This window comes from Duganella sp. CT11-25 (genome assembly GCF_047302815.1).
Classification (GTDB): domain Bacteria; phylum Pseudomonadota; class Gammaproteobacteria; order Burkholderiales; family Burkholderiaceae_D; genus Rugamonas.
This window is the reverse complement of record NZ_JBKBFD010000001.1, coordinates 1,076,049-1,090,099: the sequence shown is the minus strand read 5'-3', so window position 1 is coordinate 1,090,099 and position 14,051 is coordinate 1,076,049. Positions and strand designations below refer to the sequence as shown.

At 64.2% G+C, this 14,051-nt stretch carries 16 protein-coding genes; 14 read left to right on the top strand and 2 right to left on the bottom strand.

All coding sequences use genetic code 11. The features are described from left to right. Nucleotides 1-39: 39 nt before the first annotated feature. Nucleotides 40-312, top strand: coding sequence for a hypothetical protein (locus ACEN9F_RS04290; protein WP_413418166.1), 273 nt, complete (start codon nucleotides 40-42; stop codon nucleotides 310-312). 11 nt (nucleotides 313-323) lie between these two features. On the opposite strand, the gene ACEN9F_RS04285 is transcribed toward ACEN9F_RS04290, so the two are convergent. Beyond that, nucleotides 324-1,010 (bottom strand): DUF2459 domain-containing protein, encoded by a 687-nt coding sequence (locus ACEN9F_RS04285; RefSeq protein ID WP_413418164.1) that lies wholly within the window; start codon nucleotides 1,008-1,010, stop codon nucleotides 324-326. Between the two features lie 160 nt (nucleotides 1,011-1,170). Here ACEN9F_RS04285 and ACEN9F_RS04280 point away from each other — a divergent pair, with 160 nt between their 5' ends. The 10 genes from ACEN9F_RS04280 to ACEN9F_RS04235 all read left to right on the top strand — a co-directional run bounded on the left by ACEN9F_RS04280 (nucleotide 1,171) and on the right by ACEN9F_RS04235 (nucleotide 11,440). Then, a complete protein-coding gene (locus tag ACEN9F_RS04280) occupies nucleotides 1,171-1,572 on the top strand; it encodes a VOC family protein (protein WP_413426964.1) in 402 nt (133 codons plus the stop codon). Between the two features lie 121 nt (nucleotides 1,573-1,693). Next, nucleotides 1,694-2,551, top strand: coding sequence for a helix-turn-helix domain-containing protein (locus tag ACEN9F_RS04275; protein WP_413418162.1), 858 nt, complete (start codon nucleotides 1,694-1,696; stop codon nucleotides 2,549-2,551). A gap of 22 nt (nucleotides 2,552-2,573) precedes the next feature. Further along, the gene (locus tag ACEN9F_RS04270; protein WP_413418160.1) at nucleotides 2,574-3,149 is read left to right on the top strand and encodes a gluconate 2-dehydrogenase subunit 3 family protein; all 576 of its coding nucleotides are present in this window, start codon (nucleotides 2,574-2,576) and stop codon (nucleotides 3,147-3,149) included. 1 nt (nucleotide 3,150) lies between these two features. Beyond that, nucleotides 3,151-4,890 carry a GMC oxidoreductase gene (locus tag ACEN9F_RS04265; RefSeq protein ID WP_413418158.1) on the top strand — a complete coding sequence of 580 codons (1,740 nt, stop codon included), beginning with the start codon at nucleotides 3,151-3,153 and terminating at the stop codon, nucleotides 4,888-4,890. A 9-nt stretch (nucleotides 4,891-4,899) separates the two neighbouring features. After that, nucleotides 4,900-5,760: a sugar phosphate isomerase/epimerase family protein gene (locus tag ACEN9F_RS04260; RefSeq protein ID WP_413418156.1), complete on the top strand. Its 861-nt coding sequence runs from the start codon at nucleotides 4,900-4,902 to the stop codon at nucleotides 5,758-5,760. An 8-nt stretch (nucleotides 5,761-5,768) separates the two neighbouring features. Next, the gene (locus ACEN9F_RS04255) at nucleotides 5,769-7,259 is read left to right on the top strand and encodes a sugar ABC transporter ATP-binding protein (RefSeq protein WP_413418154.1); all 1,491 of its coding nucleotides are present in this window, start codon (nucleotides 5,769-5,771) and stop codon (nucleotides 7,257-7,259) included. Then, complete coding sequence (locus ACEN9F_RS04250) at nucleotides 7,237-8,238, top strand: ABC transporter permease (protein ID WP_413418152.1); 1,002 nt, start codon at nucleotides 7,237-7,239, stop codon at nucleotides 8,236-8,238. Before ACEN9F_RS04255 ends, ACEN9F_RS04250 begins: the two co-directional genes overlap by 23 nt. A gap of 24 nt (nucleotides 8,239-8,262) precedes the next feature. Continuing rightward, nucleotides 8,263-9,213: a substrate-binding domain-containing protein gene (locus tag ACEN9F_RS04245; RefSeq protein WP_413418150.1), complete on the top strand. Its 951-nt coding sequence runs from the start codon at nucleotides 8,263-8,265 to the stop codon at nucleotides 9,211-9,213. 12 nt (nucleotides 9,214-9,225) lie between these two features. Next, nucleotides 9,226-10,281 (top strand): sugar phosphate isomerase/epimerase family protein, encoded by a 1,056-nt coding sequence (locus ACEN9F_RS04240; protein WP_413418148.1) that lies wholly within the window; start codon nucleotides 9,226-9,228, stop codon nucleotides 10,279-10,281. Nucleotide 10,282: 1 nt separating this feature from the next. Next, nucleotides 10,283-11,440, top strand: a complete 1,158-nt coding sequence (locus ACEN9F_RS04235) for a Gfo/Idh/MocA family protein (protein WP_413418146.1) — start codon at nucleotides 10,283-10,285, stop codon at nucleotides 11,438-11,440. A gap of 53 nt (nucleotides 11,441-11,493) precedes the next feature. Here ACEN9F_RS04235 and ACEN9F_RS04230 read toward each other — a convergent pair whose 3' ends face one another. After that, nucleotides 11,494-11,793 (bottom strand): DUF1540 domain-containing protein, encoded by a 300-nt coding sequence (locus ACEN9F_RS04230; protein WP_413418144.1) that lies wholly within the window; start codon nucleotides 11,791-11,793, stop codon nucleotides 11,494-11,496. 256 nt (nucleotides 11,794-12,049) lie between these two features. Here ACEN9F_RS04230 and ACEN9F_RS04225 point away from each other — a divergent pair, with 256 nt between their 5' ends. The 3 genes from ACEN9F_RS04225 to ACEN9F_RS04215 all read left to right on the top strand — a co-directional run bounded on the left by ACEN9F_RS04225 (nucleotide 12,050) and on the right by ACEN9F_RS04215 (nucleotide 14,043). After that, nucleotides 12,050-12,517, top strand: coding sequence for a universal stress protein (locus ACEN9F_RS04225; protein ID WP_413418142.1), 468 nt, complete (start codon nucleotides 12,050-12,052; stop codon nucleotides 12,515-12,517). Beyond that, nucleotides 12,514-13,029 (top strand): flavodoxin family protein, encoded by a 516-nt coding sequence (locus ACEN9F_RS04220; protein ID WP_413418140.1) that lies wholly within the window; start codon nucleotides 12,514-12,516, stop codon nucleotides 13,027-13,029. Before ACEN9F_RS04225 ends, ACEN9F_RS04220 begins: the two co-directional genes overlap by 4 nt. 174 nt (nucleotides 13,030-13,203) lie before the next feature. Further along, a complete protein-coding gene (locus ACEN9F_RS04215) occupies nucleotides 13,204-14,043 on the top strand; it encodes a MipA/OmpV family protein (protein WP_413418138.1) in 840 nt (279 codons plus the stop codon). The last annotated feature ends 8 nt before the right edge of the window (nucleotides 14,044-14,051 follow it).

The following is a 14,051-nucleotide window of genomic DNA, read 5'->3' as shown; positions in this document are numbered from 1 at the left end:
CCGTTGGGATGTCAATCTCGTACTTGAACAAGGAAAACAATGAGTCTGCCGCAATACATTACGATCAATGGAACGTCTTATACCGCCGCCAACCTGAGCGAAGCCGCAAAAATGCAAGCGACGAACGTTCAGCTGGTGGATGCCGAATTGGCGCGTCTCCAGCAGCAAATCGCGATCGCCCAGACCGCGCGCAACGCCTACGTCGCCGCGCTGGTGGAATCGGTGAAGGGCAAGGGCCAGGCCGCCGCAGCGGAAAAGCCAAAGAAGCCGCGCGCGCCGCGCAAGCCTAAGGCTGCAGCTGAAGCCAAGTAAGATCCGCCGCCTCAAATAGCCTGCGCTTTGACCGGCAGGCTCACTGCGGTTTCTTGCTGTAATTTTGAGATGCGCGCGGCCTGTTCGAACACGCTGCGCGCGGTCAAATCGAAACCGGAAATCGGCATGTCCGCGGCCCGCAGCGCGCCCGCCAGCCACGAATTACAGTTGCTGAATAGGCTGTAATTGCCGGTCGCCTGATAAAACCGGTCGGGATTCGCTGCCTGCTTGCCCAGATAGATAGGCTTGCCGTCAGGATCGGCGGCAATGCTGCGGTCGATATACTCGACCAGTTTTTGATAACCGCGCTCCGTGATCGCCAGCGGAACGCTCTCGCTCGCTTCCAGGCCAACAGGAGGATTGGTTTCCCTGCCGGCCACCTGCAAGGCCGGGTAATCGGAGGCGACCAAAGCCTTGACCGCCTTGGACCAGGGCGGGTGCTCCGCCACAAAATACTCGCCGTCTCCCCAGCCAATCAGTAAATATTTATTGTCGTGAAAATCGGTCCCCAGTTTTGTGCTGCGGGAGAGGGTGGATGGGCCGTCCAACAGCAGCGCCGTGTGCCAGCCATATTGAACCAGATGGATCGTGTAGGGTGTATTTTCCGCTGGTAGATCCGCGCGGCTCGGGACGCCCGCGCAGCCGGTTTGAAGTACCAGGAAGGCCAGGATGGCAAGCTGCTGGACGATCGATCTCATTTCACTCGGAGGCTGAGGTATACGTGTTGGGACGGCAATTTTACAGTACCTCAACGCAAAAATTGTCGCCGTCATGTCGAATTCTGCGCAGGCTGAACGTCGTAGCAGGTATTCATTGCAATACACGCCGGATCAAACCGTTAATTCGAAAGGACGCACCATGAACAAGCAAATGATTGTGAATATGTCGGTCAAGGACCTTGACAAGTCGAAGGCATTTTTCAGTGCGCTGGGATATGCCTTCAATCCCATGTTCTCGAATGAAAGCGCGGCCTTGATGGTCATTGCCGAAGACAGCATCTACGCCATGCTGATGACGGAAGCGTTCTTCAATACCTTCACCAGCAAGAAAATCACCAATCCGCGTGAAACGATTGAAATGTGGGTTTGCCTGACCTGCGAGAGCCGTGAGGAAGTTGACAGCCTGGTGGCCAAGGCCCTGGCCGCCGGCGGCAAGGCGACCGGCGCCGCCGAAGATCACGGTTTCATGTACGGGCACGGGTTCGAGGACCTGGACGGCCATACCTGGCAATTGAATTACATGCGCGGCGCGCCCGGCTGATTGACATTCATCGCTTGCCGATTTTGTTATAAATTTTTCCGATTTTTTAATACTTCGCCGATGTTGTCGATGCTACCATTCTCGCCAGACTAGCGAATGGCGGATTGCGATGAGCACGAGGATGATCAGGATGGGAATGGTGGTGGCGACCGCCGATCCCGCAACGGAAAACCACCAAAAATCCCGGGTCCGTACCGGCGCGGCATCGGCCGCGCCCGCTTCCGAGTGCGCCGATTTTTTCACCCGCCACGGCATCTCCACGCCCAGCGTCCTGTTCGATGATTTGCAGGACACCTACTACTTCGCCAAGAACCGGGCCGGCCAATTTGTCTGGGGCAACCGGTTGTTGCAAGAACAACATTCTCTTTCCGGTGTGAAAGACATCATCGGCAAGTCCGACCATGATTTCTTCCGTCACGATATCGCCGACCGCATCCGCGTCGACGACTTGCAGGTGATGGAAAACGGCGTCGCCGTCAAAAACAAGCTGGAAGTCATCGATGGCAATAACGGATCGTTGACCTGGCTGTTCACCACCAAGGCGCCGCTGCGCGACCGCCACGGCGAGATTGTCGGCGTGGAGGGCTTCAGCCGCGACGCGCAGCGTTCGCAGGAAGTCATCGCGCCCTTCCACGTTTTCAAAAGCTGCATCGAATACCTGCAAGCGCACCTGACCGAAGATATCGGCATCGACCATCTTGCCAGCCTGTCCTGCATGTCGCTGTCCACTTTCGAGCGCAAATTCAAGCAGCATTTTTCGCTGACGCCCAAGCAATACATCCTGCGCATGAAAATACACGAAGCCTGCCGCTTGCTGCCGGGCTCGCACAGCATCGCGCGCGTGGCGGTGGAGACCGGCTTTTGCGGGCAGAGCTATTTCACCAAGATTTTCCGCAGCGTGGTCGGCATCACGCCCAAACAGTATCAGCTGTCCTTGCTTGCCTCCGGGCGGGCGGGGACGGTCCGAAGGAGTAGTTGAAACGAGGATTCCTGGAGGAGACATGTTGCAAACTGAACGAGAGATCGACGGACGCAGATCCGCTCTCATCAAATTAGCCGGCCTGTGTGGCCTGGCATTGTCCGGCGACGCCTTGGCGGCGCTGGCGGCCGCCGGCAAGGCGCCGGCCGTCCCCGGCTTGCTGTCCGCCGAGGCGCTGGCGCTGACCGGCGTGCTGGCCGAGCACATCATTCCCGCGACCGACACACCGGGCGCGTTGGCCGTCGGCGCGCACCGCACCATCGACCGCATGTTGCTGGCCTGCGCCACCGAGCCCGAGCAGCAGGGCTTTGTCGCCGGACTGGCGCGCGTCGACGCGCTTGTGCTGGCCGAAGCGGGAAAACCATTCAGGGCGCTGCCCGCCAGGCAGCGGGTCGCGCTGCTGCATGCCATGGATGGCGGCAAGGCGCCGTTCACCGCGCAGGACCAACGGTTTTTCCGCCAGTTGAAGTCCTACACCCTGTTTGCCTACTACACCTCGGAGGCCGGCGCGACGCGCGAACTGGCCTACCTGCCGGTGCCCGGAGGCTTCAAGGGCAACTTCCCTGTTCGCAAAAACACCCGCACCTGGGCGATCTGACATGAACCAACCTTCATCTTTCTACATCAAGCAAAGCGCCGAAACATTCGACGCCATCGTGGTCGGCTCGGGCATCACCGGCGGCTGGGCCGCCAAGGAACTGTGCGAGCGCGGCCTGCGCACGCTCATGGTCGAGCGCGGCCGTCCGGTCGAGCACCGCAGCGACTACATCGGCGAAGGCGTCGACGAGTGGAAGCTGCCCAACCGCGGCCTGGTCGAGGAAAAGCTGGCGCAGGACCAGTTCGCCGAGCAGCGCAAATGCTATGCGTTCGACGACCACACCAAGCACTTCTTCAACAACGACCGCGACATGCCTTACAGCACGCCGGAGGGCCGTCCGTTCAGCTGGATACGCGGCAATCAGCTGGGCGGCAAGTCCTTGATGTGGGCGCGCCAGTCCTACCGCTGGAGCGACCTCGACTTCGGCGCCAACGCCAGGGACGGTCACGGCACCGACTGGCCGATCCGCTATGCGGACCTGGAGCCGTGGTACAGCCATGTCGAGCGTCACGTCGGCATCAGCGGCGCGCGTGAAGACATGGCGGTCTTGCCGGACAGCGAATTCCTGCCTGCCTTTGAATTCAACACCGTCGAGGCCGCGCTGAAGAAGAAGTTCGACGCCAGCTTCGCGCCGGCGCGCATGATCATGGGCCGTTGCGCCCATCTGACCGCACCCACCGAGAAACACCTGGAAATGGGGCGCGGCAGCTGCCAGGCGCGCAGCATGTGCGCGCGCGGCTGTTCCTTCGGCGCCTACTTCTCGACCCAGAGTTCGACCCTGCCGGCCGCCGCCGCGACCGGCCGCCTGAGCATCGCCACCAACGCCATCGTGCACAGCGTGCTCTACGACGCCAAGACCAACCGCGCCACCGGCGTGCGGGTGATCGACGCCGAGACGATGGAAACCCGCGAGTTCCACGCCAAGGTGGTGTTGCTGTGCGCGTCCACGCTGGGCAGCACGCAGGTCTTGCTGAACTCGACCTCCGAGGCATTCCCCACCGGCTTGGGCAACTCGTCCGGCGTGCTGGGCCACTACCTGATGGACCACCTGTTCGGCGCCGGCGCCTCCGGCCGCGTCGAAGGCTACGAGAACGATTATTACTCGGGCCGGCGCCCGACCGCGCCGTATATTCCGCGCTTCCGCAACGTGCAGGACCAGCATCCCGGCTTCCTGCGCGGCTATGCGCTGTCGGGCGGCGCCTCGCGCGAAGGCTGGCATCAGCAGGGTTCCAAGCCAGGCTTCGGCAAGGACTACAAGGCCATGATACGCAAGCCGGGCGATTGGCACTTCGGCCTGTTCGGCCAGGGGGAGATGCTGCCGCGCTTTGACAACATGGTCAGCCTGCATCCCACCAAGAAGGACAAATGGGGCATGCCGCAGCTGCACATCGACTGCACCTATTCGGCCAACGAGGTCAAGATGCGCGAAGACATGGCCGATACCGCCGCCAACATCCTGGAATCGCTGGGCGTCAAGGACGTCCAGAAATCCAACAAGACCGTGGAGCAGTGGGCTCCCGGCCTGTCCATCCACGAGATGGGCACGGCGCGCATGGGGCGCGACGCAAAGACCTCGATGCTGAACGGCTACAACCAGTCGCACGATGTACCGAACCTGTTCGTGACCGACGGCGCCAGCATGTGTTCCGGCGCATGGCAGAACCCGTCCCTGACTTTCATGGCGATCACCGCGCGTGCCTGCGCCTACGCGGCTGAACAACTCAAACTTGGCAAACTCTAAGGAATGAAGATGAATGCATACAAACGCAATGCCCTGACGCTGTGCCTGACTCTGTGCTTCGGCTTGGCCGCGGCGACTGCCCACGCCGCCACCAGTCCGCGACTGGGCGTGCAGCTGTGGTCGGTCAAGGACGAGATCAAGCAGGACTTCGAGGGCACGCTGGACAAGCTGGCAAAGCTGGGCTTCCAGGGCGTCGAGTTTGCCGGCGAGTTCGGCAAGTACCAGGCCGATCCGGCAGGGTTGAGCGCCTTCATGAAGAAGGCCGGCCTGCAATGCGCCGGCGCCCACATGCACGTGGACAAGCTGGACGCCGCCAACTTCAAGGCCACCACCGCGTTTTACAAGACCCTCGGTTGCAACCGCCTGATCATTTCCATGGACGGGCGCGGTGCGAGCAGGGAAGGTTCGGCCGAGCTGGCCAAGGAACTGAGCGCCTTGTCGGTCAAGCTGGGCGGGCAGGGCATGAAGCTGGGCTATCACAATCACGAGCAGGAAATGTTGGGTGACAAGGGCCAGACCAACTGGGATGTGCTGGCCAAAAACACGCCCAAGGACTTTATCCTGCAACAGGACGTGGGCTGGACCACGTATGCGGGCAAGGATCCGGTCGACCTGGTGAACAAGTATCCGGGCCGCACCGTGACCACGCATTACAAGGCCAAGTTCGCCAAGGGCGCCAGCGGCACCCCCATCATCGGCCAGGACCGCACCGACTGGACCGGCCTGACCAAGGCGGTACGCAGCGTCGGCGGCACCGAGTGGATCATCATCGAGCAGGAAGAATATCCGAACGGCATGGGGCAGCTGGAAGCTGTCGCGGCCTCGATGCGCGGCCTGCAGGGCGTGCTGGCCAAGATGCCGGCGCAGTAAGGACGTCCATGAGTTTGTCTGTACGTTTTCAACACATCGTCAAGGAGTTCGGCCCGGTGCGCGTGCTGCACGGGGTCGACTTCGCGCTGGAGCCCGGCCGCGTCTACGGCCTGCTGGGCGAGAACGGCGCCGGCAAGTCGACCTTGATGAAGATCCTGGCCGGCTACGAGCTGGCGACCAGCGGCCAGTTGCTGATCGATGGGACCGAGCGCCGCTTTGCCGACGCGCGCCAGGCGGAAGCGCTGGGCATCGCGCTGATCCATCAGGAATTCAACCTGGCCGAGCATTTGACGGTCGCGCAGAATATTTTCCTGGGCCACGAGCAAAGCGCCGGCTGGCTGCTGAACCTGAAAGCCATGCGCGCCGGCGCCGCCGCCTGCCTGGAACAGGTGGGGCTGGACGTCAGCCCCGACACCAAGGTGGCCGACCTGATCGTCGCCGAGAAGCAGCTGGTGGAAATCGCCAAGGCGCTCAGCCGCAAGGCCCGCCTGCTGATCATGGATGAGCCGACGGCCAGCTTGTCGTCCGGCGAGACGCGCAAGCTGTTCGAGCTGATGGCCCGGCTGAAGTCGGAAGGCGTGACCATCGTTTACATCTCGCACAAGCTGGACGAGATGGAAGCCAATACCGATGAAGTGGTGGTGATGCGCGACGGCCGTTTCGTCAGCCGCGCGCTGACCGCCGATATCGACCGCCACCAGATGGCGAACCTGATGGTGGGGCGCGACGTGTCGGATATGTTCCTCGCCAAGCAATTGCCGGCGCCGGACGCGCAAGTGCTGCTCAAGGTCGAGGGCTTGAGCGTGCCCGGCTGGGTGCGCGACCTGGGCTTCGAGGTGCGCGCCGGTGAAATCCTCGGCTTCGGCGGCCTGGTCGGCGCGGGCCGTACCGAAGCCTTCGAGGCCGTGCTCGGCCTGCGCGCGCGTTCGTCCGGGCGGATTGAAATCGGCGGCCAGCCGGTCGATATCCGCAGCCCGCGCCAGGCCATGCTGCACGGCCTGACCTACCTGAGCGAGGACCGTAAGGGCAAGGGCCTGCACGTCAACCTGGGCCTGCGCGAAAACCTCACCATGATGACGCTGGAGCGCGACGCCAGGCCATGGCTGGACCTGAAACGCGGCAGGGCCGCGCTGGACCAGGCCATCGCCGATTTCGGCATCCGCCTGCGCGACATCAACTGCAAGGCGGGCGCGCTATCCGGCGGCAACCAGCAGAAGCTGGCGCTGGCGAAGTACCTGCAGAGCGATCCGCGCGTGGTGGTGCTGGACGAGCCGACGCGCGGCGTCGACGTCGGCGCCAAGCGCGATATCTACCAGCTGATCCATCGCCTGGCGGCCGAGGGCAAGGCCGTCATCGTCATCTCGTCCGAACTGATCGAACTGATCGGCCTGTGCCACCGCGTCGCGATCCTGCACGGCGGCAAGCTGCAAGCCATGCTGGACCACGACCATCTCACCGAAGAAGAATTGATCTCCCATGCAACCGATACCCACCACTAAATTCCCCTTCGCCTTGCCGGTGCTGGAGCGCTTCAGGGGCTACGGCCCCGTTGCGGCGCTGATCCTGCTGTGCATCGCGGGCGGCCTGCTGAACCCGGACTTCGCCACCATCGACAACCTGATGAACGTGCTGACCCGGACAGCCTTCATCGGCATCATCGCGGTCGGCATGACCTTTGTGATCGTTTCCGGCGGCATCGACCTGTCGGTCGGCTCGATGGCGGCGCTGATCGCCGGTGCGATGATCGTGCTGATGAACGCGGCGGCCGGCGCCGCACAGCCCATCGGCCCGCTGGCCACGGTGCTGCTGGGGATCGCGTTGGCGCTGCTGCTGGGCGGCGTGCTGGGCGGCGTCCACGGCTTGCTGATCACGCGCGGCCGCATCGAACCCTTCATCGCCACGCTGGGCACGCTGGGCATCTTCCGTGCCACGCTGACCTACCTGTCCGACGGCGGCGCGCTGACGCTGGAAAGCACCGTGGCCGATGTCTACAGCCCGGTCTACTACCAGAGCCTGCTGGGCGTGCCGGTGCCGGTGTGGATCTTCCTGCTGGTGGCGGCCGGCGGCGCCGTGATACTCAACCGTACCGCGTTCGGCCAGCATGTGCAGGCCATCGGCTCCAGCGAACAGGTGGCGCGCTACGCCGCGATCCGCGTCGACAAGGTCAAGGTGCTGACCTATCTGCTGCTGGGCGTCTGCGTGGCCATCGCCACCATCCTGTATGTGCCGCGCCTGGGTTCGGCCACGCCGACCACCGGCATCCTGTGGGAGCTGGAAGCGATTGCCGCCGTGGTGGTCGGCGGCACCTCGCTCAAGGGCGGATCGGGACGCATCATGGGCACCGTCATCGGCGCCATCCTGTTGTCGGTCATCGGCAACATCGTCAACCTGACCAGCATCATCAGCGTGCACCTGAACGCAGCCGTGCAGGGCGTGGTGATTATCGCCGTCGCCTACATGCAGCGCGGCCGCCGCTAATTCTTTCAATCAAAGGAAAAACAAATGATCTCAATGAAACGCATCGTTGGCGCCTGCCTGCTGGCCGTGGCTGCCGGCTCCGCCGTCTCGGCGGAAAAAATCACGCTGGGCGTGGCGATCCCGACCGCGACCCACGGCTTCACCGGCGGCATCGTCTGGTGGGCCAACCAGGCCAAGAAGGAACTGGAGGCGGCCAATCCGACGCTGAAGATCATCATCAAGACGGCGGGCAGCACGCCGGAGCAGGCCAACCAGCTACAGGACATGCTGGTGGTGAACAAGATCAATGCGCTGGTGATCTTCCCGCTGGAATCGGCCTCGCTGACGCAGCCGGTGACGCAGCTGAAAAACAAGGGCGTGTACATCACCGTGGTGGACCGCGGCCTGACCAATCCGGCGGCGCAGAACGCCTATGTGGCGGGCGACAACACGGCTTTCGGCAAGCTGCCGGCTGAATACCTGGGCAAGAAAATGGGCGGCAAGGGCAATATCGTGGTGCTGCGCGGCATGCCCAGCACGCTGGACAATGAGCGGGTGGACGCCTTCCATGCCGAACTGCGGGCGCATCCCGGCATCAAGGTGCTGGACACCAAGTATGGCAACTGGAACCGCGACGACGCCTTCAAGGTCATGCAGGATTACCTGACCCGTTTCAAGCAGATCGATGCGGTCTGGGCGGCCGACGACGACATGGCTATCGGCGTCATCAAAGCCATCGAGCAGGCCAAGCGCACCGACATCAAGGAAGTGTTCGGTGGCGCCGGCGCCAAGAGCGCGGTGAAGAAGATCATCGATGGCGACAAGCTGATCCAGGCCGACGTCTCATATTCGCCGAAGTTCATCTACGACGCCATCAAGATGACCGCCACCGCCCGCCTGAAAGGCGAAGCCTTGCCGGCCAAGACCATCATCCCGTCGGTACTGATCACGCGTGACAACGCCAAGCAGTTTTACTTCGCCGATTCGCCGTACTAAGCAGGAGCCAGTATGAAAACCATCAAGGGACCGGCCATTTTCCTGGCGCAGTTCATGGGCGATGACGTCCCATTCGATAGTCTTGAGAACCTGGCCGGCTGGGCATCCGGCCTGGGCTATAAAGCCATCCAGCTGCCATGCGATCCGCGCCTGTTCGACCTGGAGCAGGCCGCCGACAGCCAGGCCTATTGCGACGACGTGAGCGGCATGCTGGCCTCGCATGGCCTGCAGATTTCCGAGCTGTCGACGCACTTGCAGGGCCAGTTGGTGGCCGTGCACCCAGCCTACGATGCGCTGTTCGACGGCTTTGCGGCGCAGCATGTGCGTGGCGATCCGGCGGCGCGCCAGGCCTGGGCCGCCGACCAGCTGCTGCGCGCCGCGCGCGCTTCCAAGCGGCTGGGCCTGACGGCCCATGTCAGTTTTTCCGGCGCGCTGGCCTGGCCTTACATCTATCCGTGGCCGCAGCGCCCGGCCGGACTGGTCGAGGAAGCGTTTGCCGAACTGGGACGCCGCTGGCTGCCGATCCTGAACGCGTTCGAGGATGCCGGCGTGGATCTCTGCTACGAGCTGCATCCGGGCGAGGACCTGCACGACGGCGTGACCTTCGAGCGCTTTCTCGATGCGGTGGGCGGCCACAAGCGCGCCAACATCTTGTACGATCCCAGCCATTTCGTGCTGCAGCAGCTGGACTACCTGGCCTTCATCGACATCTATCACGAGCGCATCAAGGCCTTCCACGTCAAGGACGCCGAGTTCCGGCCCGACGGGCGGCAGGGCGTGTATGGCGGCTACCAGGGCTGGCAGCAACGGGCCGGCCGCTTCCGCTCGCTGGGCGACGGGCAGATCGACTTCAAGGCGATCTTCTCCAAGATGGCGCAGTACGACTACCCGGGCTGGGCGGTGCTGGAATGGGAATGCGCGCTGAAGCATCCCGAGGACGGTGCGCGCGAAGGCGCGGACTTCATCCGCAGCCACATCATCCGTGTGGCCGAGCGGGCGTTTGACGATTTTGCCGGCAGCGGCGCAGACCTGCACCAGGTCCGCGCGCTGATGGGCCTGGAGAACTGATATGAGCGTGGCGCGACGACTTCGGCTGGGCATGGTGGGCGGCGGCGACGGCGCCTTTATCGGGTCGGTGCACCGCATCGCAGGGCGGCTCGACGACTGTTATGAACTGGTGGCGGCCAACCTGTCCAGCAATCCGGAAAGGGCGGCGGCCAGCGCCGCCGGCCTGCGGCTGGATCCGGCGCGCAGCTACGCCGGCTACCAGGAGATGGCGCGCGCGGAAGCGGCCAGGGCGGACGGCATCGACGCGGTCGCCATCGTCACGCCCAACTACCTGCACGCGCCGATGGCGACGGCCTTCCTGGAAGCCGGCATCCACGTCATCTGCGACAAGCCGCTGGCGATCTCGCTGGCCGAAGGCGAGGCGCTGGCGGCGCTGGCGCGCAAGCAGAATAAAGTCTTCGCGCTGACCCATGTGTACGCCGGCTATCCGATGGTGCGGCACGCCCGCGCCATGGTCGCGGCGGGCGAGATCGGCGAGGTACGGCTGGTGCAGGTGGAATATCCGCAGGACTGGCTGGCCGAGGCGGCCAACCAAAGCGAGGATTTCCAGCGCAATAACTGGCATAACGATCCGCTGCGCGCCGGCCCGAACGGCTGCCTGGGCGATATCGGCAGCCATGCCTATCATCTGGCGGGCTATGTCAGCGGGATGCTGCCGAACGAGATCCTGGCCGAGCTGCATGCGTTCACCCCCGGGCGCCGGCTGGACGACCATGTGCAGGTCATGCTGCGCTACGCCAATGGCGCGCGCGGCATGTTGTGGAGCAGCCAGATGGCGACCGGCTGCGAGAACGGCTTGCGGCTGCGCGTGTACGGCACCAAGGCCAGTCTCAGCTTCGAACAGGAACATCCAAACGAACTGTGGCTGACGCCGCAGGGTGGCTGTGCCCAGCGACTGACGCGCGGCCGGGTACGCGGCGCGGCGGCGGAGGCGGCGACCCGTGTGCCGTCCGGCCATCCGGAAGGGTATCTGGAGGCGTTCGCGCAGTTGTACCGCGATGCCGCCGCGCAGATCCATGCCATCGATGCGGGGCAGGCGATGCCCGCGCTGACGCGCGGCATGCCGGATGTGGACGACGGCGTCGCCGGCCTGAAGTTCATGGACGCCGCCATGGAAAGCAGCAGGCAGGGCTCGTGCTGGATCAGGCTTGCACAGTAAGCCGGCAGTGGCCAGGCGCTGCTCCGCGCACCGGCGCCAACAAGGCACGAGGTTCAGCGCGCCTGATAGGTGAGACATCGCACCGAGGCGCTGGCGTGACCGACGGTGATCTGTTCGGTGACGCACTCATAGTCTTCGTTGTGTCTGCAGGAAGATACTTTGCATGCGCCGACGCCGGCGTTGCGCCGGGTCTCCCCGGAGTGCGGCGCGGCCGCCAGGTAGGTGTCGCAGCCGGGATGGACGCCGTTGCCCACGGTGATGGCCCGGGCATGGCAGCACTGGTTGCTGTTGTAGGCGCATTCGACAACCGAACATTGGGCGACGAGCGGCATTTCAATGGATATTTGTTGCATGACGGCCTCCGGCGGTAGTGATGTGGCTAGACCCAGTCAAAAGTATAGGATCGGCGCATGAAAAGGTCGCTGCCGCCGGCGCGCTGTTTGCGCTATGTCAAAGGCGAACTTGATATAGCGCCGGGCGCTGACAGCGTTTTTGAATACGGGAACCGTCGGCATCCGGCGGGGCCGGTTTTCCAGGTATTTTGATCGAGATCAAAGGCAGCCTTTTGGTGTCGGCGCTAGCATGGTCCGTCATTCACAGGAGGCTTCCATGTTTAAGCATATCTTGTTTCCCACGGACGGCGAGGCGCCGTCCATCGCCGCCATGGCGCCGTGCCTGGCGTTCGCCAAGGACAGCGGCGCCCGCCTGACGGTGCTGCATGTGACCGCGCCGTTCCATGTGCTGAGCACGCGGCCGGAGATGCTGGCCGACACGCCCGAAGAGTATGCGGTCCACAGCAGCGCGCACGCCCGCGCCTGCCTGGAACGGGTGGCCGCGGCGTCGCGCGCGCAGGGCGTCGCGTGCGAGACGCTGGCAATGGAGCACGAGCATCCATATGAAGCCATCATCGACGCCGCGCGCCGGCACCAATGCGATCTGGTGGCGATGGCCTCGCATGGACGCAGCGGCATGCAGGCTCTGCTGCTGGGCAGCGAGACACAGAAAGTGCTGACGCACAGTCACTTGCCGGTCCTGGTGTTCCGGTCCGTGGCGCCTCCGGACCGGGAGGCGCCATGAAACCATGCCTGATCGTGTACTACTCCCGTACCGGGGTCACCGCCAAGGTCGCGGAGGCGCTGGCGCATGCTTGCGGCGCGGACCTCGAACGGATACAGGAAGACCGTCCGCGCACCGGCGCCGGCGGCTATCTGCGCTCGGCGTGGCAGGCGCTGCGCCGCTTGCCGGCCGAGATCGCGCCGCCGCAGCATCATCCCGCCGACTACCCGTTCATCGTGCTCGGCACGCCGGTATGGGCCGGACACATGAGTGCGCCGATGCGTAGCTATCTGCTGCTGCAGCGCGAGCACTTCCGCCGCATCGGGCTGTTTTGTACGATGGGCGGTAGTGGCGGCCAGAATGTGCTGAACGACATGGCGGACATGTGCAACAAGCTGCCGGTGGCGAGCATGTGCCTGCGCCAGCGGGACGTGCTGAGCGGCCGGCACGCCGCCGCGGTGGCCGCCTTCGCCGGCGAACTGGCGGTGCTTCAGAGCAGCGTGCAACCGGCCCCGCAGATGCACCCGGACTGACGCCGGAGCTGCGCTGACTGCCGGTAAGGGGAGCGCGCCGCCCGCCGGCCTTGGCCGCAGTCCGGCACGCCGCGAGGCGGGTGTCGCGATGGCATGGTATCGTGCCGATATCCAAATCGCGGCACAGCGTCCGAAGGAAGGTCCCATGCACCCACATCATTTCGGAGTACACGTATGACGCCACGCAGGTGGGCCGGCGTGGCAATGCTGGCGCTGATGGCGTCAGTCAGGGCTCAGCAGCCGGTGCCCACGCCGGCGCCGGATTTGCCGTTGTGGGAGGTCGGTCTCTTCGGCGGCGCGGCTTCCACGCCGGCCTATCCGGGCGCCGAAGACCATTCCACGCGCGCGTTGGTGTTGCCGCTCCTGATCTATCGCGGCAAGGTGCTGCGCGCCGACCGTTCAGGTATCGGCGCGCGCCTGATCAATACCGAGCGGGTCGAGCTCGACCTGGGGTTTGCGCTGTCGCTGCCGGCCCGTTCGGACGACGTGGCGGCCCGCGCCGGCATGCCGGACTTGAACTCGCTGCTGGAGTTTGGCCCGCGCCTGAAAGTGCTGCTGGCCGAGCCGACAGCTACCAGCCGCTTGCGGCTGGAGTTGCCGCTGCGGGTGCCGGTCGAGCTTGCAAGCGGTTTTCCACGCCAGGGCCTGGTGTTTGAACCGCGCGTGGTGTTCGAGGCCGGCGACAAGACCGGCACGTGGCAGGGCGAGGCCAACCTGGGCGCGGTGTTCGGCAATGCACGCCTGAACCAGTATTTTTATGAAGTCGCGCCGCAATACGCGAACGCCGCGCGCCCGGCATACCAGGCGACAGGCGGTCTGATGATGACGCGGCTGGGCCTCAGCCTGTCGCGCCGGCTGTCGCCGGATTGGCGCGTGTTCGGTTTCACCCGCTACGACAATTACACGCACGCGGCCAACCGCGACAGTCCGCTGTTCCGTCGGAACAGCGGACTGTCGGTAGGCGCCGGCTTTACGTGGACGGCGTACCGCTCGCTGGCGCGGGCGTGGGAGTAAGCGCGGCG